We start from the raw sequence: 20,064 nt of genomic DNA, 5'->3' as shown, positions 1-20,064 counted from the left end.
TTAATGACATTGTCTCATATAAAGTAATACTTTGTTTTCTGACAACGTACCACACTAAAGGATTCGTGTGGTAGCGGGGGTTAATGTTATTGCCAACGTTATGCCACTTTGAGATGGCTGGAAGTTCGTAACCGCTCAATTTTCGGCTTAACGAAAACTTGATGCGAAACGATAATTCCACTAAATTCCAGCTATATCAAAATGGCGGTTACCAGCTGGCAATTAGGGCGTTACTTAAATACTTCTGTTAAATTTATTTTTTTTAAAAGGTGTTCAATACTTACACCTTCAATACTTTCATATCTACTCATATTCTCTAGTATACTTAAAAAATAATCTCCATTTTCTGTTTTATCTATTATTGACTTAATTAAAAGTTTATTCTTATTTGTACTATTATCATATTCATATATCCTTTTTCTTGAATATGGAAAGCTTATATAATTATTGTAGGTATTTATTAAATAAACTTCAAGTTGAATAACTTTTCTCTCATTATCGTCATTAGTTTTTCCTTTTATAATTTCAAAAAAATCTTTTTGTAATTCTTCAATGGTTAATGCTTTGCTATTTATTTTCTGATATAAATCTTCATGAATTGTTTTGATATACACCAAAAATAGAAAAAGTTGTGGGATGACGTAGTTATTACTTTCAAATGAACGTAAAGCTAGTCTTGAATGTGAAAATATTTTTTCTTGTTGGCGTAATGATATTAAACCATTTGAAAATAACACAGAACAGATTCCTTGAAAATTACTTTTATCATTTTCAAGTTCTCTGAATTTTTTTCGGTTTTCAGAAATAAAAAACTGATCAAATTCAAAGTAGTTATACAAATATTTATGAAATATTTCACTTTCAGGCTCGGGAATAGAATACTCAATATCGATAAATCGTCTTAAATATTCATCAGCGTCAATTCGGTCACTTCCATAAACTCCTTTGACTGAATTTCCAAGCTGAATTTTATCAATTGATAGTACGAAAACAATATTTGGTACTGAAAAAAAATGTTTTATTTGCTCTAAAATAGAAACGGCATAATCTGGTCTGCAACGATCAAGTTCGTCAATTAAAAATATAAGTGGTTTATCCTTATTTGTCTTTGTAATAAATTCTGAAAGGCTTTTGCGAAAATCTATAATTCCTTTTTTCTTTTTCGCATAATCGTTAACCTCATTTTCAAAAACATCATTTATACCTTTTGTAACATTGACTATGGCATCTTTAATTTCCTTTGTATTTATGTATTTATCAGCAATTGATTGTACTATAATAGGAGCAATGTGTTTTGATAATATGGAAGCATTTTTTAAGGCAACTTTAAATTTAGGTTCAGTGGATGTAGTTGTGATATTTTTTAACTCGCCCATTAAAGCTGTTAATGGATTGTTTTCGAAATCATTTTCCCAAGCGTTAAAGTAAACAGTTTGGTATTCTTTATCTTTTAAATCTTGCTCCCACATTTTTATAAATGTAGTTTTTCCAGTTCCCCATTTATTGTTTATAGCTAAAACAAAACCACTTGAATAAGAGTTAACTAAATCTAGTAATACATTTGCGTATTTTTGTCTATCTAATTTACAGTTAGCGAAGGGATTTCCAGATTCAATTTCAATATCAAAATGTCTAATACTCATTTTTATAATTTTTGGACGTACGTCTGTTTTTTTTTTTGCTTGCTGGTAACTCGTAAATAACATCAAGAACATACGTGTTTTAATACATTATTTACTTAAACGTAAATAGACAATTTAAAAACCACTCCCACAATACCCACTTTTAATGATATCTCAAAATTCTCTCACAGGATGTTTTATTATACTATTATTCTAAATATCTTTACGGTTCTATAATTAGCTACTATTTACATGAAAAAACTATTATTCATTGCGTTTTTCGCAATTACAACTGGCGTTTTTGCCCAAGACAATACACCAAGCAAAGTTGGCGAAAGCTACACTAAGAAAGAGGTGCAAATAAAAATGCGAGACGGAGCTACTTTGTTTACGGCCATTTACACACCAAAAGATCTTTCAAAAAAGTACCCAATCATTATGCAACGTACGCCTTACAGCTGCGCTCCTTATGGGGAAAATGAATTTAAAAAGAGCATAGGTCCCAGTGAAACCATGATGAAAGAAGGGTATATTGTGGTCTATCAAGATGTACGCGGGCGCTGGATGAGCGATGGCTTGTATGATAACATGCGTGCTTTTATCCCTAATAAAAAAGGAAAAAGCCAAATAGATGAAGCGTCAGACACTTATGATACGATCGATTGGTTAGTTAAAAATGTGGGAAACAATAACGGGAATGTAGGTGTTTGGGGAATTTCATACCCTGGATTTTACTCTACTTATTCGTTGTTGAGTAATCATCCTGCTTTAAAAGCAGTTTCGCCTCAGGCTTGTATTAGCGATTTCTTTTTTGATGATTTTCATCACAATGGCGCTTATTTATTGAGCTATTGGAAAGCGACACCTTTATTTGGTATCCAAAAATCAGAAAAAACCAGCAAATCTTGGTACCAATTGCCTGACTTAGGAACTAAAGATGATTATCAGTTTTTTCTGGATGCAGGACCTTTGTCTAACTTAGATAAATTCTATGGCAAAGACAATGAATTTTGGCAACAGCTAAAAGACCATTCTAGTTATGATGATTTTTGGCAAAAGCGTGGGATTCTGCAACATTTAAAAGATATTAAACCTGCAGTTATGACTGTAGGAGGTTGGTTTGATGCCGAGGATTTATACGGTCCTTTAAATACGTACCAGGCGATTGAAAAAAGTAGTAAAAACTACAATACGATTGTTATGGGACCTTGGAGTCATGGTGACTGGGCAAGAAATGGAGCGCAAGCTGTTATTGGTAACATAAACTTTGGGGATAGTATTTCTGGATTTTTTCAAAAAAATATTGAAGCTAAATTTTTCCGTCATTTCTTAAAAGACAATGGCAAAGGAGAAAACACGCTACCGGAGGCTTATGTTTTTGATACTGGATCTAAAGATTGGAAATCGTATAATGTTTGGCCACCAAAAAATGCAGCTAAAGAAAGCTTTTATTTGGCACAGGATAAATTAATGACCGCATCACAAAATGGTGTTGGTCTTCAAGAGTTCATCAGTGATCCTAAAAAACCAGTTCCGTTTACCGAAGATATCAATCAAAAAGGAATCACGCCAAGAAAATACATGACCGATGACCAGCGTTTCGCCGCACGTCGCCCTGATGTTTTGGTATATGAAACCGAGGTTTTAGAAAACAATATGACTTTGGCCGGCGATATCTTAGCACAATTGCAGGTTTCTACTACAGGAACAGATTCTGACTGGATTGTAAAAGTAATTGATGTTTTTCCTAATGATGAACCAGAAACGCCAGAAGTAGCTCCTTATTTAAAAATGAGTAATTACCATATGATGGTGCGCAGCGAAGTGATGAGAGGTCGTTTTAGAAATAGTTTCATCAATCCGGAACCTTTTATAGCAAATCAAAAAACAGCGGTGAATATCAAATTGCAAGATGTGATGCACACATTCAAGAAAGGACATAAAATTCAAATCCAAATTCAAAGCACTTGGTTTCCATTGATAGACTTGAATCCGCAAACTTATGTAGAGAATATCTTTTATGCAAAGCCAGAAGATTTTAAAAAGCAAACACAACGTGTATATGATGATTCTAAAATTATATTTTCTGTTGTGAAATAATAGCAAATGATTTTTATACTAAAAACCCAATCCTTTTCATTACGGATTGGGTTTTTGTTTTTAGGAGGTTTTAATTTCTAGTCAGTAACGACTGTAAAAGTATTGTTTCTCAAAAAACGATGTTATAAACCAATTTTAAAGCACATTGGTTTAAAATATAAAAGCCCAAAATCGTGTGATTTGGGCTTTTATGCTTTATTTTAAAAATAGCGATTAAGATTGTAGTTAACCATTTAGAACCACTACATTTTTATTTTTATAGAATCAAAATTGGTAGAGTTGACACCAATTAAGCCATAGGTAGTTTCTCCCTTTTTTATAGTTTTTCCATTGATGTTGTAGTCATTCAAGTCAGTGTTGAATTTTTTATTGGCAGAACTTGCAGCAATCATATTTCCACCTGCTAAACCTGGTCCAAGAATTAAACCTATAGGAAACGAACTCTTGGTTTCGCTATAGCCGTAGGAATTGGTTTCGGTTTTCATAAATTGTACTGGAGCCAAAAGTAAATACCACAAATAAGAAGTAGGACTTTGTTTTAACATTCTGTAGACTGTTTCTTTTTCCATTATAGAAAGCATAGTATTGTCGTCATACGTTAAGGTAATGTCCCTTCCAAAGACTAAATCATTCTCTGTATTATTAGTGATTTTAATTGCAACTAGTTTTACGTTTTTTTTGTGCTCCTTTTTGGCGTATTTTTTTTCCAGCAAATTGTATTTATATTCAAAAGTGACTCCGCTATTTGTGTTTTTTGAAAGATAATTCAAACTTGGAGGATTGATGGGATGGAAGCTTGATGCGCAGCTATTTAATAATAAAGCACAAGATGATAAGAGAATAATTTTTAAAATTTTCATAAATAGGTTATTTTGTATTGGCTGATTTTAGCAGGTTCAAAACTAGTAATTTTCTTAATAAAAACAATAAAAATAATAAATAATTATTTCATGGATAGTGCCAGTGCAATGGCGTTATCTGCAAAAGGCTCCATTACTTGGTAACCTCTTTTATTTGGGTGTACTCCATCTTCAGAATATTCAGCTTGTAAACCTTTACGTTCGTCAACCATAGTAGCATAATAGTCAAGATAAACAAGGTTGTTTGTATCAGCATAATTGATTAAGATTTCATTTAATGCGGTGATTTTATCAGCGGGTTGTTGATTAGGCTTCCATGGGAAATCAAAAGCAGGCAAAACGGAACAAAGTACAACTTTAATTTTATGGGCTTTCGCCAATTCTACCATAGAAAAAATATTGTTTGTAATCATATCTAAGGTTGCTGGTCCCGTGTTTCCGGCAATATCATTAATTCCAGCCAGAATGACCACTACACTTGGTTTTAAGTCAATAACATCAGCTCTGAATCGAATCAGCATTTGCGGTGTTGTTTGTCCGCTGATACCTCGATTTACATAAGGTTTTCCTTGAAAATAAGTTCCGTCAACAGTGCTCCAAAATTCTGTTATTGAGTCTCCCATAAATACAACTCTATTTTGTCCCACTGTGGGTGTTGACAATGCTAAATTTTCTTTTTGGTATTTGTTTAAATTGGGCCAATCTTGTGCCTTTAGTTTTTGTGTCATAAAGAAAGTTAAAAGTAGAATTGCAAAAAGAGAGTTGAAATTTTTCATAGGAAACAATTTAGTTAGTTGCCATTAAACAATGTGTTTTGATAAACAAACTTAATACTTTTAGTGGAATAATTTTTATGGGTGCTAAATCTAAAAGGTTTCTTTTATCGTACATCTCTTTAAGTAAATCAAAATACAGATGGACAACCTTAGCTTCTATAAAAAACTATCAAAAATTCGCTTTTTGAAGAAAAGTTATGCCTCTAAATTTCTTTTTGTTGCTTTTGTTGGAATTCACCTTCCGTTGATCATGATGTTGTTTTTTATTCTTTATGGGAATTTCACAGTGTCAGCGAATACTATTTTTATCTTTTCATTGGTTGTTACAATCGTTGCCTCCGGAATTACGTTGTTTCTTTTAAAGCGCTTGATAAAACCAATAGGGTTGGCTTCAACTGCATTAGAAGAATACAGGAAGGATAGAACGTTCTCTTTTTTACCTGCTAAATATTATGATCAAGCCGGTTTGTTAATGCGCAATATTAACGAAACGATTCAGGATAATGAAAACTTCATTCAGGAGAAACAGGATTTAATCTATTTGCTTTCTCATGATCTTAAAAATTTTGCAGGAAATCCACAGTCTTTAGCAATGCTTATTTTAGAGGAGAATCCATCAGAATCCATTAAAGAATTAGCTGAGTTAATATATCAATCGGGTAATCAGCAGTTTCAGTATATCGAAAATATAATAAAATTATTGAAGGAACAAGATGAGGTTTTGAAAGGTCCCGTAGAAAACAAAACAATACGTTTTTATAGTGTGGTAGCTTATGTAGAGAGTCAAGTAGCTCGTTTATTAAAGATAAAACGAATCAAGTTGAACACATTTATAGAAGTTGACAAATTGAAGCTAAAAATTGATCAGGAATTATTAATTCGTGTTTTAGTTAATTTAATTGATAATGCTATAAAATTCTCTTTTCCTGATAGCGTTATTACTCTGAGAATCTATTTCGAGAAAGAAAAGTTATATGTCGCCGTTATGGACCATGGTATCGGTTTTGAACAAAGCAAAAGTGAGGAGTTATTCAAGAAATTCACGATGATGAGCCAGCTGGGAACTTCAAATGAAGCATCAACGGGAATAGGACTGTATTTGTGTCGCAAAATTATAGAAAAAAACCTAGGACGACTTGAGGCTTCAAGTCGAGGCAAAAATAAAGGTGCAATTTTTACAATATCCTTTGATGGATAAGTTGTTGATTCTCTCAAAATTCTTTTAGAACTGCTTTCACCGCTATAAAAATAATTAAGGTGATTAAGTGATTCGCTTATTGTAAGGGCTAATCTGCTTCTAGTCAGTTTTGGTTTTTAATAACTTTTAAAATTTAGTTAAAATAATAGTTAAGTTAAAGTACTACATTTTTAAAGTCTTAAATTTGAGTAAATTAAAAAAATCAGAATTATGAAAAGAAACGCAACAGCAGTATGGAATGGTTCTCTTAAAGAAGGAGCTGGAAAATTGACAACACAAAGTAAAACATTAGAAAATACACAATATTCATTCAAATCCCGTTTTGAAGAAGGAGTAGGGACGAATCCTGAGGAATTAGTAGCTGCGGCTCATTCTGGTTGCTTTACAATGCAACTTTCTGCTTATATTACAGAAGAAGGTTTTGAAATTGAAAGTATTGAGACTAAATGCGATATTGATTTAGTGGATGGAGCAATTATTAGTTCTCATTTAACGGTAAGCGCTAAAATAAAAGGGATTTCTGACGATGCTTTTCAACAACACGTTACAAAAGCAGAGAAAAATTGCCCAATTTCTAAATTACTGAACGCTGCCATTTCTACAACTGCCACGTTGTTGTAAAATAGTAGTTTAAATTATAAGAAAAAAAGTCTCCATTTTACTAAATGGAGACTTTTTTATTGGAAAACCTTTTAGGAGATTGATTTGCTAAAACAAACACTATCGTCTATATCTTTATATTGACCATAATTAGTGGTAATAGAATAACCGTTCTTTTTGTATAAGGCAATAGCTTCCGGATACTTTTTACCTGTTTCCAGAATACAACTGGAAAACGATAATTCTTTGGCCCAAGATTCTAATTCTGCCAATACCTTAGAGGCGATATTTTTGCCGCGACTCTCTGGAATGACAAACATTCTTTTTACTTCGGCAGTGCTGCCCTCATATACTTTAAAAGCACCACAGCCTAACGCTTTATCATCTTCATAAGCAACTACTGCGTTTTTTATACTGTCGGTTTTATTGAATTGATCATAAAAACTATGGTCTTCGCCATCTCGAAGTTGAATGTCTTTATCAAGAAGCGCAATTAATTTAATAAAATCAGGATTATCTGGAGTTGTTCGTATAATTTGGATCATGAAATGTGGCTATTAGTCAAATAAATCAGAAGACAAATAACGATCGCCGCGGTCGCAGATTATAGCTACGATCACACCTGATTCTAGTTCTTCGGCTATTTTTACGGCTGCTGCCACAGAACCCCCGCTACTCATACCTGCAAAAACACCTTCTTCGAGTGCGAGACGCTTAGTCATTGCCCGTGCTTCAGTTTCGCTTACTTCCATAACACGGTCTACTTTTGAAGCATCAAATATTTTAGGCAAATATTCCTGAGGCCATTTTCGAATACCCGGAATTTGAGAACCATCGCTCGGTTGTGCACCAACTATCTGTACATTTGAATTTTGTTCTTTCAAATAGGTAGACGTTCCCATAATGGTACCTGTAGTCCCCATGGCAGCAACAAAATGAGTTACGGTACCATGTGTATCATTCCATATCTCTGGACCAGTCGTTTTATAGTGGGCTTTCCAGTTGTCGTCATTAGCAAACTGGTTTAACATGATATAACCGCCTTCAGCTACTTTTTTGTCAGCATAATCTCTAGAGCCTAGGATTCCTTCTTTGGCAGGAGTAAGGATTACTGTTGCGCCGTAAGCACGCATGGTTTGAGTACGTTCTTTAGTCGAATCTTCGGGTAATACGAGTTCGATATCTATATTTAGTAATTGGGCAATCATAGCTAATGCGATTCCCGTATTTCCACTAGTGGCTTCAATCAATTTATCTCCTTTTTTGATGTCGCCTCTTTCTAAAGCGGATACAATCATATTATAGGCAGCACGATCTTTTACAGAACCTCCAGGATTGTTTCCTTCGAGCTTCAACAATAATTTCACATTCTTATTTTTAATCAAATTGACGCTTTCTACCAAGGGGGTATTGCCAATCAGGTCTAATAGTTTTTTAGGGTCCATGCTATCTTAATTCTTTTATTTTTACTTCTGTAGTTGTAGTGTTTGTAACGAGTGAATTTTCTGGAATAGATTTAGTAACCCAAGAGTTTCCACCAATGATACTGTTTTTACCTATTAAGGTGTTTCCTCCTAATATGGTAGCGTTAGCATAAATACAAACGTTTTCCTCCACCGTAGGATGTCTTTTTGCATTTTTCATGTCTTTGCTGACACTCAGTGCCCCTAAGGTAACTCCTTGGTATATTTTTACATATTTTGCAATGACTGTTGTTTCTCCAATGACGATACCAGTGGCATGATCGATAAAAATGGGTGAGTCTATGCTGGCACCAGCATGAATATCCGTTCCAGTAATTCGATGCGCATATTCGCTCATCAATCTGGAAAACAGGAGTAGGTCTAGAAGATAGAGCTCGTGGCTCAGTCTATAAATCGCAACGGCATAGAATCCAGGATAGCCAAGGTATACTTCTTCGATGCTATTAGAGGCAGGGTCATTTTCTAGAAAAAAATTAGCATCTTGATTTATCTTTTCAAGAACTAAAGGCAATTTTTCCAAAAACTGATCCCATATGGAATCACAGATTCCTTTTGGTTTTTTACAGGCAATTATTGAAATTTCTTTGAAAAAAATTTCAAGTTCGTCAATGCTTTCGCTCAAATGAGCATTAGAATCGAATAAAGTATAGAATAATTTTTCAGTAAAATTTTCTATTTTTGTTTTGATTCCATAATTAATTGAGGAATGCTTCTTTAATGAGATTATATTTTTAATAATCAGATCTTTTGTCATGATTATGAGATTGAATGGTTAATAGAAAAGGCCTAAAGTACGACGTAATTAGTAACGGCAACAACAATTTCCTAAAGAAATTGATAGGCTAAAGTGAAAATGAAGGTGCTTGTTGCTCATTATTTTGTTTTTTTTATCTTAAAAAAATTAGACGAAACAAATATATTGAACTATTTTGAATTAAACTCTAATAACGACTCATAGTCTGAGTAGAAGAGTGCTGATTTAAGTTTTAATACGTGCAGGAGCTGTTATTTTTAAAATACTTAAATTATCCCAGTAAAAAAAAACAAAGATGTCAAGTATTTCTGCTTTTGGTTGTGATTTCTCAAATGTCGAATTCCCTTTAGAAGATTAAAAATCAGGGGAAATAATTCAAAATCCAATTTTATCATTAATACAAAATGACTTTCCACTTTTTACGAAGGTGCTATCTTTATTTGCTACAGCACTGAATCTATTTATGGAGAAATAGATTTCAAGCGATTTAGCTAATTTGCAAGCTCGTGTTATTATGATGAGGTAAAACCACCAAGAAGAAAAGACTGGGAAAGCCAGAGAAGGGATTAAATGATTAATCTAAAATTGGAACTTGAATTTAGAATGCTTCACGAAAAACTGAATCACTTAATCCGACACCCACAAGAAGAATTAATAGAAATTCAAAAGATACAAATCGAGATGAGGAATAATATTTTTAATAAGGTCAGTAAATAAAGGAGATGAATTGTTGGCATTCGAACTTATTTAAAAGTGTTTGTAAAAGTAACCAGCAATCATAAATAGAACATTAATAAGAGCCACGACTAGAATTAATTTTTGAGAAATAATTCCTTTGTAAATAAGATGAAAACCAAGAAGACCTAGAAATAAAAGCGAGGTAAATAGGGCAGGATACATTTGGAAAGAAGCGGTAAAATCTCCTTGTAAAAGTAATAAGAATGAACGTTGAAAACCGCAACCCAAACACTCCACTCCAAAGAGTGTTTTGCTTAGACAAGGAATCATATATTTTTCTAAATTCAAGGGTTTTATTTTTTTTACAATTTACAAATTTTCAGCAAACCATTTAATAAAAAAGAGGGTCAATTTTTAATTTATTACATTTGGAATCTGATAGGTAAAGAAATGAAAAAATTAATAATTCCAATGATGATTATTGCAATACTTGTTGCATTCTTTGAGCAGGTAAGTGCCGAAAAAAATGTTTATATAACCGTAGTAGCAATTGCTGTGTTTATGTTTGGCATGATGCAACTGAGTGCTAAAACGCCAAGTAAAAATCAAGATAAAGAAGATAAAGAAGATAAAGAAGATAAAGATGTTTAATAAAGGAGATAAAGTTTCAGTACTTGACGAAGCCATAAATGGAGTAGTCGTATCTGTGAAAGATAAAGAAGTTACGATCGAAACAGAGGACGGATTCATGATGACATTTTTTGTCAATGAATTACTTAACATGAACGAAACCAGTAATTTAATGGACTCTATTAGAAGAATTAGTAGAGATGAAATCGAAAGGGAAAAAGCGATCCCAAAACCGAGAAGTTTTGTTAAAGAACGCAAAGATAAAAACGAAAGATCAGCGCCAGAATTCGATTTACACATTGAAAAACTAGTGCCTAACAAACATGGGATGTCAAATTATGACATTCTTACTTTGCAATCTGAAACTGCTAAACGTCATATCGAATTTGCTATTCGCAACCGTATTCCGAAAATTGTTTTTATTCATGGTGTTGGTGAAGGAGTGCTAAAAGCAGAGCTGGATTTTTTATTAGGTCGTTATGACAATATTGCTTTTCAGGAAGGTAATTATCAAAAATATGGACAGGGTGCCACCGAGGTTTTTATTAAGCAAAACAGCAAATAAAGCGCTACCTTTTAAATAAAAAAGTTCCGTTTGTAATGTACAAACGGAACTTTTTTATGGTTGTTTTTGAGGGTAAAACAGGTCAGTTAATTAGAGGTTAATAAGACTCCGTAAGTGAAACTATCACCCAATAAAAAACTATTAGTCCCTTTCTTTAAAGTTGCTTTTTTAATGATAATAGTATGTTTGTAATTTCCAGGTCCATTCGTTGTAGTAGTTACTTCTATGATACCACTTGTTCCTGTAACACCAGCTACACCATTCCATTCTTGACTTACACTAGGAGTAGTAGGAGTTGTTGTATTGCAAAAATAAGAGGAGGTTAGTAACCCTGAAAATAAACGGTAGGTAAGGATGTTTTTAGTCGTTCCAATAATTCCTGTGCGTGGAGTATTTAATGGTGTTACTTCGTTAACAATTAGACTTGGGTCTATATTAAGCATTAATGCTTCGCTAGTAGTGTAGTTGTAAACTAAATTAGAAGAGCTGCATTTTTCTACAGTTTCATCAAAAAGTAAAGGTAAAGTTGTTGCTGTAGTTACGTAATCTCCAAAAGCGAATGTTTCATAAACTTGGTTCCCGTTAGTGGTAGCAAAAGTGATGTTTTTGAAAACGATGTTGTGATTATAGCCTGTAATTCGGGTGCTATTTGTCGTTGTGTTTACTGTTTTTACCGCCGTGGTGAAAATTTGTATTTTGCCAGCTGTTGCACTCCATTGTTCTGTTACGTAAGGAGTTGCGGCAGGAATTGTTTCGCAAATGTTATCTGTAGAGACTGTACCGTTATAAAGTCGGTAAACAACTCTATTTGTTGAGCTTATATCAATTATAGTTGGGGTATCTGTGGCTGAAGGTTCAGTTGTAAATGAGGTAGAAGGAATATCAAGAATCAGTGCTTCTTTATCATTTAATTTGTAAATAAGATTGTTATCAGTGCAACTTTGGGTTGTTACATCTTCAAAATCAATGTCTTCTTGAATTAAATTACCGTCATCGCAACCATTTAATAACAACACAAAAACCAATAGGCTCAAAACTCTTTTCATCGTAAAATATATTTTTACAAAAATAGCTAAAAAAATGACAATTGATATTGGAGAATACACAATTGATATTTCATAACTTTGCAGTAATGAAAAAAACATATCTCGATAACGCGTCAACGACAGCTATAAGACCTGAAGTCATTCAAGAAATGATGAAAGTAATGGCAGAAGATTTTGGAAATCCTTCTTCAACACACAGTTTTGGTAGGAATGCAAAAAGTATTTTAGAACTTTCTAGAAAATCAATTGCCAAGCAGTTGAATGCTGCTGCACAAGAAATTATTTTTACATCTTGTGGTACGGAAGCTAATAATTGGATCCTTCGATCTGCTGTAGCAGATTTGAAAGTAAGACGGATTATAACCAGTAAAATTGAGCATCATGCCGTTTTATATACGGTTCAGGCTTTGCAAAAAGAATTTGATATTCAAGTAGATTATGTCGCGGTCAAGCCAAATGGAGAAGTTGATATCACCAATTTGGTAGAATTGTTGTCACAAAATCAGAAGACTCTAGTGAGTCTAATGCATGTTAACAATGAAATAGGAACCGTTTTAGACCTAAGTAGAGTCGCGCCTATATGCAAGCAATACAATGCGCTGTTGCATTCTGATACAGTTCAATCCATTGGAAAGAAAGAAATTGACCTGCAGGAGTTACCTATTGATTTCTTGGTAGCTAGTGCTCATAAATTCCACGGACCAAAAGGAGTGGGATTTGCATTTGTGCGAAAAAATTCGGGTTTACAGCCTTTGTTTTATGGTGGCGAGCAAGAAAAGGGATTGCGTGCAGGGACAGAAGCAGTGCACCAAATTGCGGGTATGGCAAGAGCTTTGGAGGTTTCTTATACCAATTTAGAGACCGAAAGAACTCATATTTCCGAATTGAAGAAGTATTTAATTGAACGACTTGAAATAGATTTTCCTGGATTTATTGTCAATGGAAGTCAAGACGGTTTTTACAATATGCTGAATGTTTTATTGCCTTTTACTAAGGAAAAAACGGCTATGATATTATTTCACTTAGATATGAAAGGCATTGCAGTGTCTCGAGGAAGTGCTTGTCAGAGCGGAAGTATTAGAGCTTCTCATGTATTAGCTGAAATGCTTTCTGATGAAGACTTAAGAAAACCAAGTTTGCGCATTTCTTTTAGTCATTACAATTCTAAAGAAGATATAGATTTATTGATAGATGCTTTAAAAAGTATTTAAATGAAAAAATCCGCCAAGTGGCGGATTTTTATGTTTTATACTTCTACGTTTTCACCAAGTTCGGCTTCTTTTGCTTTCCTTTTTTCTTCTAGAATTGTTTTTCTCTTTTTAGCTGTTATCATTAAACCAATCATCATTATAATTGCCGTAATCAGGATTACCTGAATAATCAATGATTTGTTAACTAACAAGATCGAATGTTCTGGAGCTATACCTAGGAATAGCAAGATTGTAATAAGCCCTCTAGGTGCTACAAAAAGCAAAGGAAATAAAGGCATTTTAGAAATTTTTAGCTGAATGAAACGTAAAATAAAAAGCATTACTACAATTCCTAGAGCCCAGATAAACGTATCTGGATTTACAATTTCAGTAGTTTTAATCAAATACCCAAATAAAAGAAAGAATAATGCTCTAACTAAGAAGGTCGCTTCAATTATCAATTCTTTAAACTTAATAACTTCCTTGTTCAATAGGTCAAGTCTAAACTGTTGAGTCCATTTGTAGTGTCTTAATTCATCTAAATTACCAATTGACAATCCAAATACCAGAATAAAAATAAGTGCCGGTAAATGGAATATTTTTGATACTTCATAAATTAATATAATTAGCAGCACGATTGGAACAAATTTAATATGATGTTCGATTTTATTTAGAAGGAACGACAGTAATATCGTTGCTACAAAAGAGATTGCAATTATAATTAGTATTTCTAAACAAAAATAGCCAAATGTTTCTAAGCCAAAACTGGTGTTGTATGCTATGAAATTGAAAAAAACCACACCAAAAATATCAGATAAACTACTTTCGTAAATGATAAATTCTTTTTGGCTCGAAGAAAGGTTTCTTACGCTTGGAATCGCAATGGCACTACTAATCACACAAAATGGGATCGCATTGATCAGGCTGGATCTAAAGGAATATCCTCCGTAATACTGCAGTAAGTAGGCAAGAGAAAAAGCTAATACAATCAAAGGAAGGAAAGCACCTATAGATGATTTTTTTATCAAACTCACTTTAGATTTGTTGAGTTCCAGTTCCAATGAGCCTTCCAATACAATTAGTATAAGTCCAATTGTACCTAATACAGGTAGAGTAGCAGAAAGGTCAGGTAAATCTATATCAAGTAAAAGTGTTGCTTCTCTAACGACCCAGCCTAGCAGTAACAGTAATATAACTGAAGGTATTTTTGTCCTTGATGCCGTAAGGTCAAATAAGTATGCGATAAGCAACAGTAGGCAAAGTGAAATTATAATTGTCATAGAAAATTAATTATATTTTTTAATTTTTAATGGTTTCCACTAGTGATAATGGAGATCTATTTTCTGAAATATAATACATTAGCTTGTCAAAACATAAATATATTTTTAAATATAATGATATATTTGTGGATTAGTCTTGTTTTTTGAGACTAATAAACTGTAAGTGAATACTCTAGTTTCTAAATTATGCAATCGCTTCTTTTTGCATAAAGAACTAAAGGTAGTTATAATTAAGCATGTTTTTCCATTATTAAACGAGCTTTAAAAAAACACAAGGTTGACTCAGCCCCTTGATTTATATTGATGTGTTTGTCTTCAAGTCCGTCATACGAAGCGCCATTTTCTGGGTTATACATAATTTGTTTCAGGTGATTATTACCTAAAAACCAAACGAACGCTAACTTTAGTTGATCTTTGTATTTTGTATTTTTGGTAACCTCATAAAATAAATCTAAAGCGATAATTGTAGTCGCTACTTCAATGGGTTGTTCTCCATAAAAATTTCTTTCGTTTTGTTTTTTAAACCATCCTCTGTTTGAGATTACCTTAAGTTGTCCTTTCATGAAATAATGGGATAGCAGAAAGTCAAATGTAATTAGTGCTATTTTTTTATACTTCATCTTTCCGGTAACTAGGTAACTATGCATCATTGCTTCAGGTAATACATTATTAGCATAGGTCATATAATCTTCATACCAACACCAATTTGCATCTGAATTAATATGATAATGGCGCAATAATTCGTCTGCCAGGTTCCCTATTTTTTTTTCAATTTCCGGATCTTTATAAACAGAATAGTAGTTATAAAGACCTTTTAGAGCATAAGCTATTGCTCTTGGAGAACTGAATTCATCGATTTGTACAATCGCTTTGTCCCAACATCTTTTTGCTCTTACAACTATTTCCACTGGGAGTGTGTTTTTATGTGCGAGGGTCGTTCCTAGACTCCATAAAGCTCTTCCATTGGCATCTTCGAGATTGACGTCATAATTTTGACTGGTTAATTCGTTGTTATAGTCTTTGTAATTATCAAACCAGCCGTTTGGTCTTTGGATCCCTTCTATATATTTTAAATAGGTGTTTGCTAATGACAAGGTTTCATCGTCAGGCTTAATTTTATGATACATTACCATATTTATTAAAGCTCTTGCATTATCATCTAATGTGTATCCTGATTCAGGATCAGGTTGGCTAAATTTCGAAAATTGGAGTATGCCAAAATCAGTTGTCATTTCTATTATATGATCCAATTTTATTGGTGGAAAACAGAAGTTTAAGTCCTCTTCTTTATTAGTCAATTTGTCAAATAACAGCCTGTATTGAATTGCAATATTTTCCCAAGAGGTACTGTGTGACTCAGAAAAAGCATTCTTACCCATATTAATCCTTTGCTCTTTATTTTCAATAAGTCTTAATATTGCTTCTTTAAATTCTTCGGAGTCGTCAAATTTAGTTAGTAAAATTCCTGTACTATCCGAGAGCATTTCAACTGCGTGCGGTATTGGTGTTGATATTACAGTACAACCACAGCTCATGGCATAAGCAAAGGTTCCACTGACAGCTTGGTTTGGATCTTTCGATGAAAATAAATAGATGTCAGATAATGTCAAATATTCCAACAGTTGTTTCAGCTCCACGTATTCATTAATAAAAATCACATTATCTTCTAAATCGTTTTCTTCCACAATCTTCTCCAGTTTTTTGCGGTATTTTTCCCCTTCTTTTTTGATGATTTCGGGATGTGTTTTCCCAATTATTAAATAGAGTAAACTGGGATGTTTTTTTACGATTTGAGGTAATGCTGACAAGGTTGTTTCGATATTTTTATTCTCACTGATAAGTCCAAAGGTGGAAAGCACAATCCTGTTAGAATAATTGTAGCTGTCTTTTAACTCCTGTTTTTGTTCCCACAATACATTGTGGTTGCCATGAGGAATTACTTGAATTTTTGTAGTGGGGCAGTCATAAAAAATCGTCAAAATCTCTTTTGATTTCTTTGTGAGAACAATAATTAAGTCTGATAGATCAACTATAGCATTAACTACTTTTTCTCTCTTTTCATCAGGATTAGGGAGAACAGTATGAAATATCGTGGCAATTGGTTTATTTAAAGCTAATATAAAGGCAAGGATGTAATCACCGTATTCACCTCCAAAAAGGCCAAACTCATGTTGGATACAAACAAGACCAATGTCTTTGCGTTTATTTATTTTCTCAGCTACGGACCGATAATCATCCAGATTAGCTGCCGAAAGGGTGTAAGTTACTTCTTGACTGTATTTATTTTCAGTTTCATTATTCTGTAAGGCGCATACTTCAAGAGGAAGAGTGTCCCCAAAGACGATTTTTACGGCGTTAATGATATCATTTGAAAAAGTAGCTAATCCACACTCCCGAGGCGGATAAGAACTTACAATCAGCATTTTTAATCCTTTCTCTAATCTCATGACAATAGTATATTTATGGTTGTTTTTTTAATTCAAGAAGTAATTCATTGATATTCATTTTTGCGACTGCAATATGTTTGTCAGCGGCGCCGTAGTAGAGATAAAGGTCATTTTCAAACAATGCAGAACCAGTAGGGAATACAACATTATTAACAATACCCTCTTTTTCCCATTTTTTTGTAGGCGAAAAGAGAGGGTAAGGTAATCTCGACAGTTCCATTTCAGGTTTTTCTAAATGCAGTAAAGCAGCCTTAGCATGATACATTTTTCCGGTCGTAGTCTCCTGTACACCATGATAAATTAATAACCATCCGCAAGGAGTTTCAATGGGAGGCACACCACCTCCTATATAATTAATTTCATAAGGATCTTTAGGGTCCAGAATAATATGATCTGTGAGATGCATTAGATAATCCTCCCAAAAGGTTTTGGTTAGGTCTTCCCACTTGTTAAACTTAACAATTTGAATTCCTGGCCAAATTCGATGTAAAAGAACAAATTGTCCGTTTATTTTTCTTGGAAAAAGTAGTACATCTTTATCACGTAATAAACGGGTTTCATCACCAACTAACCCAATTTGGGAGAAAAGATTATAATATTGGTGGTATTTTGGGTTTAGCTTGGCGGCATTACACTTATTTACATGACTTTCATATTCCTCATAGTTCACGGTAGGTGTGATTATTCCATGCTTTTCAAAATGAATTAAATCTTTGGAAGTAGCTAATGCTCCCATAGCATTAACGCCATCATAAGCGGTATAGGTGATGTAATAGGTATCTTCAATTTTTACAACTCTAGGATCTTCGGCTCCTTGTTTTTCATAATCAAATTCTCTAGAAATAAGTGGCGTTTCCATTCTTTCCACTATTTTCGTAGGTCCTTCCATTTTTGCATAGCCAATGGTAGATAAGTTTCCTTCCTGTACGGCCCTATATAAAATATGGACTGTATTTCCATCTTGATAAATAGCGGGGTTTATCACGCCGCTATTTTCAAATTCTAAATTGGTGGGACTAAGAATTACTCCTAACTTTTCTATAGTAATCATAATGGACTATTTTATAATTTCTTTTCTACATTTTTTGCGTGCTACTTTTTTTTTGCTTTTATTTTTTCTCTTTCTAATTTTCTGAAGTATCCTCGAAACAGAAAATTGTGTTTTAAGGCTTCTAGATTTTCGTTCAATTTAGCACTGGATTGATTGACATTAGTCATGGTAGAGTCAATTTTGCGCACTAAATTGGGGTCATTAGAAAGATAGTTCAGTGCCCCTTTACCGTCTTTAATGTTTAAGATAGTTTTGTTAAGGTTAGTCACGACCTTACTTATTTCTACACTTGAAGTATCTAAATTATTAACGATCTTCTTTATACTATTGGCAACAGCAGTATCTTTTAAAACGCCTATTACATTGTTATTACTGTTCAGCGCTTCAAGAAGGTTATTTAAATTTTTTGTGGCATTTGAAGTTTCTCTACCTGAGATTTTTAAGTAGTTCATGGTTTCTTTTAAATCTCTTGCTATTTCAGCATCATTTAATAAGAGTCCTAGAGTTCCTTTTCCTTGATTGATTTCTTCTGTGATTGTGAGTAAATTTTCTGTAAGATGCGCTGCGTTATTGTTGGTTTTGCTTAGGGTCTTTAAAAGATCATCCGTACTGACGCGGTTTAAAGAGCTAATTTCGTCTCCTGGCTCAACAGGCGTTTGGGTTCCTTTTCCTGGTAGAATATTTATAATCATACTTCCCACTAGCCCATCAGAACCTATCGTTGCTACTGCATCTTTCTTTATGTGTTTAAAGATGGTCTTGTCAATAATCATGTCCACTTTAATGTTTGTGTCATTGATCATTTCTATCGCGCGGACCGTCCCCACATTTACACCAGAATAGCGTACATTATTCCCTATTTGTAAACCATTTACATTACTGAAAATAGTCTCCAAATGACTTGTATTTCCAAACATTTTTTGCTTGTCACCAATAAGATAGGTAGCTAATATGAATATAAGTAACCCAATTATTACAAAAAGGCCTAATCTTATTTTTTGTGTTGTCGTTTTTTCCATATCTAAATTTATTTAAAAAAAGCCTGCACTTTTGGGTCTGTCGAAGCTATTAATTCATCAAAAGTACCTTCGGCATAATTAATACCATCAATCAGTAAGATCATTCGGTTTGAAATCACTCTGGCACAATCGACATCATGAGTAATGATAATTGATGATGTGTTGTATTTTTCCTGAATTGATTTCATCAATATTAATATTTCTTTGGACGTAATGGGATCTAATCCTGTGGTAGGTTCGTCATAAAGAATGATTTTGGGTTGTAGAATTAGTGTTCTCGCTAATGCGATTCTACGTTTCATTCCGCCCGAAAGTTCTGCAGGCATCAAGTTTACGGCATTTGCTAGTCCAACATTTTCAAGTGCTTGCATAACTAAAGGTGTGGTGTCTTTTAGTATTCCAAATTTTTTAGTGTGACGACGCAACGGAAACTCTAGATTTTCTCTAACGGTCATGGAATCATATAAGGCACTTCCCTGAAAAAGAAAACCAATTTCAGTTCGGAGTTCATCTAATGTGCTTCGGTTGAGGTCTGCAATTTTCTTTCCCATGACCGATATGGAACCGCTATCGGGCTTTTCTAATCCAATGAGGCATTTAATCATTACAGATTTACCAGAGCCTGATTTTCCCATAATGACCAAATTTTCACCTTCATATAGAGTCATGTTAAAACCATTTAAGACATGATTGTCTCCATAGCTTTTCTTCAAGTCTTTAATCTCTATAATATTTTTTTTATTTTGGATAGTGCTATTCATAAT

At 33.5% G+C, this 20,064-nt stretch carries 19 protein-coding genes; 6 read left to right on the top strand and 13 right to left on the bottom strand.

Annotated elements, in window-relative coordinates:
- Positions 1-230: 230 nt before the first annotated feature.
- Positions 231-1,706, bottom strand: a complete 1,476-nt coding sequence (locus QO182_RS03870; protein WP_371559978.1) for a P-loop NTPase fold protein — start codon at positions 1,704-1,706, stop codon at positions 231-233.
- A gap of 168 nt (positions 1,707-1,874) precedes the next feature.
- On the opposite strand from QO182_RS03870, the gene QO182_RS03865 reads away from it, so the two are divergent.
- Positions 1,875-3,722 carry a CocE/NonD family hydrolase gene (locus tag QO182_RS03865; protein WP_371559976.1) on the top strand — a complete coding sequence of 616 codons (1,848 nt, stop codon included), beginning with the start codon at positions 1,875-1,877 and terminating at the stop codon, positions 3,720-3,722.
- Between the two features lie 242 nt (positions 3,723-3,964).
- Here QO182_RS03865 and QO182_RS03860 read toward each other — a convergent pair whose 3' ends face one another.
- Together QO182_RS03860 and QO182_RS03855 are read right to left on the bottom strand one after the other, a co-directional pair.
- On the bottom strand, positions 3,965-4,582 hold the full coding sequence (locus QO182_RS03860; RefSeq protein WP_371542318.1) for a hypothetical protein: 618 nt from the start codon (positions 4,580-4,582) through the stop codon (positions 3,965-3,967).
- Positions 4,583-4,665: 83 nt separating this feature from the next.
- Complete coding sequence (locus QO182_RS03855; protein ID WP_371559974.1) at positions 4,666-5,358, bottom strand: SGNH/GDSL hydrolase family protein; 693 nt, start codon at positions 5,356-5,358, stop codon at positions 4,666-4,668.
- 184 nt (positions 5,359-5,542) lie between these two features.
- On the opposite strand from QO182_RS03855, the gene QO182_RS03850 reads away from it, so the two are divergent.
- Entirely contained in the window at positions 5,543-6,556 is a 1,014-nt protein-coding gene (locus tag QO182_RS03850) for a sensor histidine kinase (protein ID WP_371559973.1), read from the top strand.
- A gap of 210 nt (positions 6,557-6,766) precedes the next feature.
- Positions 6,767-7,177, top strand: coding sequence for an OsmC family protein (locus tag QO182_RS03845; protein WP_371542325.1), 411 nt, complete (start codon positions 6,767-6,769; stop codon positions 7,175-7,177).
- Positions 7,178-7,248: 71 nt separating this feature from the next.
- Here the strand turns inward: QO182_RS03845 and QO182_RS03840 are convergent, their stop codons facing one another.
- The 4 genes from QO182_RS03840 to QO182_RS03825 form a co-directional block, all read right to left on the bottom strand.
- On the bottom strand, positions 7,249-7,701 hold the full coding sequence (locus QO182_RS03840; RefSeq protein ID WP_371559971.1) for a GNAT family N-acetyltransferase: 453 nt from the start codon (positions 7,699-7,701) through the stop codon (positions 7,249-7,251).
- Between the two features lie 12 nt (positions 7,702-7,713).
- Positions 7,714-8,601 carry a cysteine synthase CysM gene (gene cysM, locus QO182_RS03835; protein ID WP_371542329.1) on the bottom strand — a complete coding sequence of 296 codons (888 nt, stop codon included), beginning with the start codon at positions 8,599-8,601 and terminating at the stop codon, positions 7,714-7,716.
- Position 8,602: 1 nt separating this feature from the next.
- Entirely contained in the window at positions 8,603-9,394 is a 792-nt protein-coding gene (locus tag QO182_RS03830; RefSeq protein WP_371542331.1) for a serine O-acetyltransferase, read from the bottom strand.
- A gap of 747 nt (positions 9,395-10,141) precedes the next feature.
- Positions 10,142-10,420: a DUF2752 domain-containing protein gene (locus tag QO182_RS03825; protein WP_371542334.1), complete on the bottom strand. Its 279-nt coding sequence runs from the start codon at positions 10,418-10,420 to the stop codon at positions 10,142-10,144.
- A 102-nt stretch (positions 10,421-10,522) separates the two neighbouring features.
- On the opposite strand from QO182_RS03825, the gene QO182_RS03820 reads away from it, so the two are divergent.
- Together QO182_RS03820 and QO182_RS03815 are read left to right on the top strand one after the other, a co-directional pair.
- Positions 10,523-10,723, top strand: a complete 201-nt coding sequence (locus QO182_RS03820; protein ID WP_371559970.1) for a hypothetical protein — start codon at positions 10,523-10,525, stop codon at positions 10,721-10,723.
- Entirely contained in the window at positions 10,716-11,267 is a 552-nt protein-coding gene (locus QO182_RS03815; RefSeq protein ID WP_371559968.1) for a Smr/MutS family protein, read from the top strand. The genes QO182_RS03820 and QO182_RS03815 overlap by 8 nt, the downstream gene beginning before the upstream one ends.
- A gap of 86 nt (positions 11,268-11,353) precedes the next feature.
- Here QO182_RS03815 and QO182_RS03810 read toward each other — a convergent pair whose 3' ends face one another.
- On the bottom strand, positions 11,354-12,313 hold the full coding sequence (locus QO182_RS03810; RefSeq protein WP_371559967.1) for a hypothetical protein: 960 nt from the start codon (positions 12,311-12,313) through the stop codon (positions 11,354-11,356).
- Between the two features lie 86 nt (positions 12,314-12,399).
- On the opposite strand from QO182_RS03810, the gene QO182_RS03805 reads away from it, so the two are divergent.
- Positions 12,400-13,524, top strand: a complete 1,125-nt coding sequence (locus QO182_RS03805) for a cysteine desulfurase family protein (protein WP_371542345.1) — start codon at positions 12,400-12,402, stop codon at positions 13,522-13,524.
- Between the two features lie 35 nt (positions 13,525-13,559).
- On the opposite strand, the gene QO182_RS03800 is transcribed toward QO182_RS03805, so the two are convergent.
- The 5 genes from QO182_RS03800 to QO182_RS03780 all read right to left on the bottom strand — a co-directional run bounded on the left by QO182_RS03800 (position 13,560) and on the right by QO182_RS03780 (position 20,061).
- Positions 13,560-14,783, bottom strand: coding sequence for a sodium:proton antiporter (locus tag QO182_RS03800; RefSeq protein ID WP_371541757.1), 1,224 nt, complete (start codon positions 14,781-14,783; stop codon positions 13,560-13,562).
- A gap of 230 nt (positions 14,784-15,013) precedes the next feature.
- On the bottom strand, positions 15,014-17,230 hold the full coding sequence (locus QO182_RS03795; protein ID WP_371559966.1) for a glycosyltransferase: 2,217 nt from the start codon (positions 17,228-17,230) through the stop codon (positions 15,014-15,016).
- Between the two features lie 13 nt (positions 17,231-17,243).
- Positions 17,244-18,281, bottom strand: coding sequence for a pesticidal protein Cry7Aa (locus QO182_RS03790; protein ID WP_371559965.1), 1,038 nt, complete (start codon positions 18,279-18,281; stop codon positions 17,244-17,246).
- Positions 18,282-18,322: 41 nt separating this feature from the next.
- Positions 18,323-19,300: an MlaD family protein gene (locus tag QO182_RS03785; protein ID WP_371559964.1), complete on the bottom strand. Its 978-nt coding sequence runs from the start codon at positions 19,298-19,300 to the stop codon at positions 18,323-18,325.
- A gap of 8 nt (positions 19,301-19,308) precedes the next feature.
- Positions 19,309-20,061 carry an ABC transporter ATP-binding protein gene (locus QO182_RS03780; protein WP_371541746.1) on the bottom strand — a complete coding sequence of 251 codons (753 nt, stop codon included), beginning with the start codon at positions 20,059-20,061 and terminating at the stop codon, positions 19,309-19,311.
- Positions 20,062-20,064: the final 3 nt, after the last annotated feature.

Origin of the sequence: Flavobacterium sp. Arc2, from assembly GCF_041431385.1 — a bacterium.
Classification (GTDB): domain Bacteria; phylum Bacteroidota; class Bacteroidia; order Flavobacteriales; family Flavobacteriaceae; genus Flavobacterium.
The sequence above is the reverse complement of the archived record's forward strand: the minus strand, read 5'-3'. Positions and strand labels throughout refer to the sequence as shown.

Excerpts from the sequence above, each read along its gene's own strand:
- QO182_RS03870 (WP_371559978.1), bottom strand. The coding sequence starts at position 1,706 with ATGTTATTTACGAGTTACCAGCAAGCAAAAAAAAAAACAGACGTACGT.
- QO182_RS03865 (WP_371559976.1), top strand. The coding sequence starts at position 1,875 with ATGAAAAAACTATTATTCATTGCGTTTTTCGCAATTACAACTGGCGTT.
- QO182_RS03860 (WP_371542318.1), bottom strand. The coding sequence starts at position 4,582 with ATGAAAATTTTAAAAATTATTCTCTTATCATCTTGTGCTTTATTATTA.
- QO182_RS03855 (WP_371559974.1), bottom strand. The coding sequence starts at position 5,358 with ATGAAAAATTTCAACTCTCTTTTTGCAATTCTACTTTTAACTTTCTTT.
- QO182_RS03845 (WP_371542325.1), top strand. The coding sequence starts at position 6,767 with ATGAAAAGAAACGCAACAGCAGTATGGAATGGTTCTCTTAAAGAAGGA.
- QO182_RS03840 (WP_371559971.1), bottom strand. The coding sequence starts at position 7,701 with ATGATCCAAATTATACGAACAACTCCAGATAATCCTGATTTTATTAAA.
- cysM (WP_371542329.1), bottom strand. The coding sequence starts at position 8,601 with ATGGACCCTAAAAAACTATTAGACCTGATTGGCAATACCCCCTTGGTA.
- QO182_RS03830 (WP_371542331.1), bottom strand. The coding sequence starts at position 9,394 with ATGACAAAAGATCTGATTATTAAAAATATAATCTCATTAAAGAAGCAT.
- QO182_RS03820 (WP_371559970.1), top strand. The coding sequence starts at position 10,523 with ATGAAAAAATTAATAATTCCAATGATGATTATTGCAATACTTGTTGCA.
- QO182_RS03815 (WP_371559968.1), top strand. The coding sequence starts at position 10,716 with ATGTTTAATAAAGGAGATAAAGTTTCAGTACTTGACGAAGCCATAAAT.
- QO182_RS03810 (WP_371559967.1), bottom strand. The coding sequence starts at position 12,313 with ATGAAAAGAGTTTTGAGCCTATTGGTTTTTGTGTTGTTATTAAATGGT.
- QO182_RS03805 (WP_371542345.1), top strand. The coding sequence starts at position 12,400 with ATGAAAAAAACATATCTCGATAACGCGTCAACGACAGCTATAAGACCT.
- QO182_RS03800 (WP_371541757.1), bottom strand. The coding sequence starts at position 14,783 with ATGACAATTATAATTTCACTTTGCCTACTGTTGCTTATCGCATACTTA.
- QO182_RS03795 (WP_371559966.1), bottom strand. The coding sequence starts at position 17,230 with ATGAGATTAGAGAAAGGATTAAAAATGCTGATTGTAAGTTCTTATCCG.
- QO182_RS03790 (WP_371559965.1), bottom strand. The coding sequence starts at position 18,281 with ATGATTACTATAGAAAAGTTAGGAGTAATTCTTAGTCCCACCAATTTA.
- QO182_RS03785 (WP_371559964.1), bottom strand. The coding sequence starts at position 19,300 with ATGGAAAAAACGACAACACAAAAAATAAGATTAGGCCTTTTTGTAATA.
- QO182_RS03780 (WP_371541746.1), bottom strand. The coding sequence starts at position 20,061 with ATGAATAGCACTATCCAAAATAAAAAAAATATTATAGAGATTAAAGAC.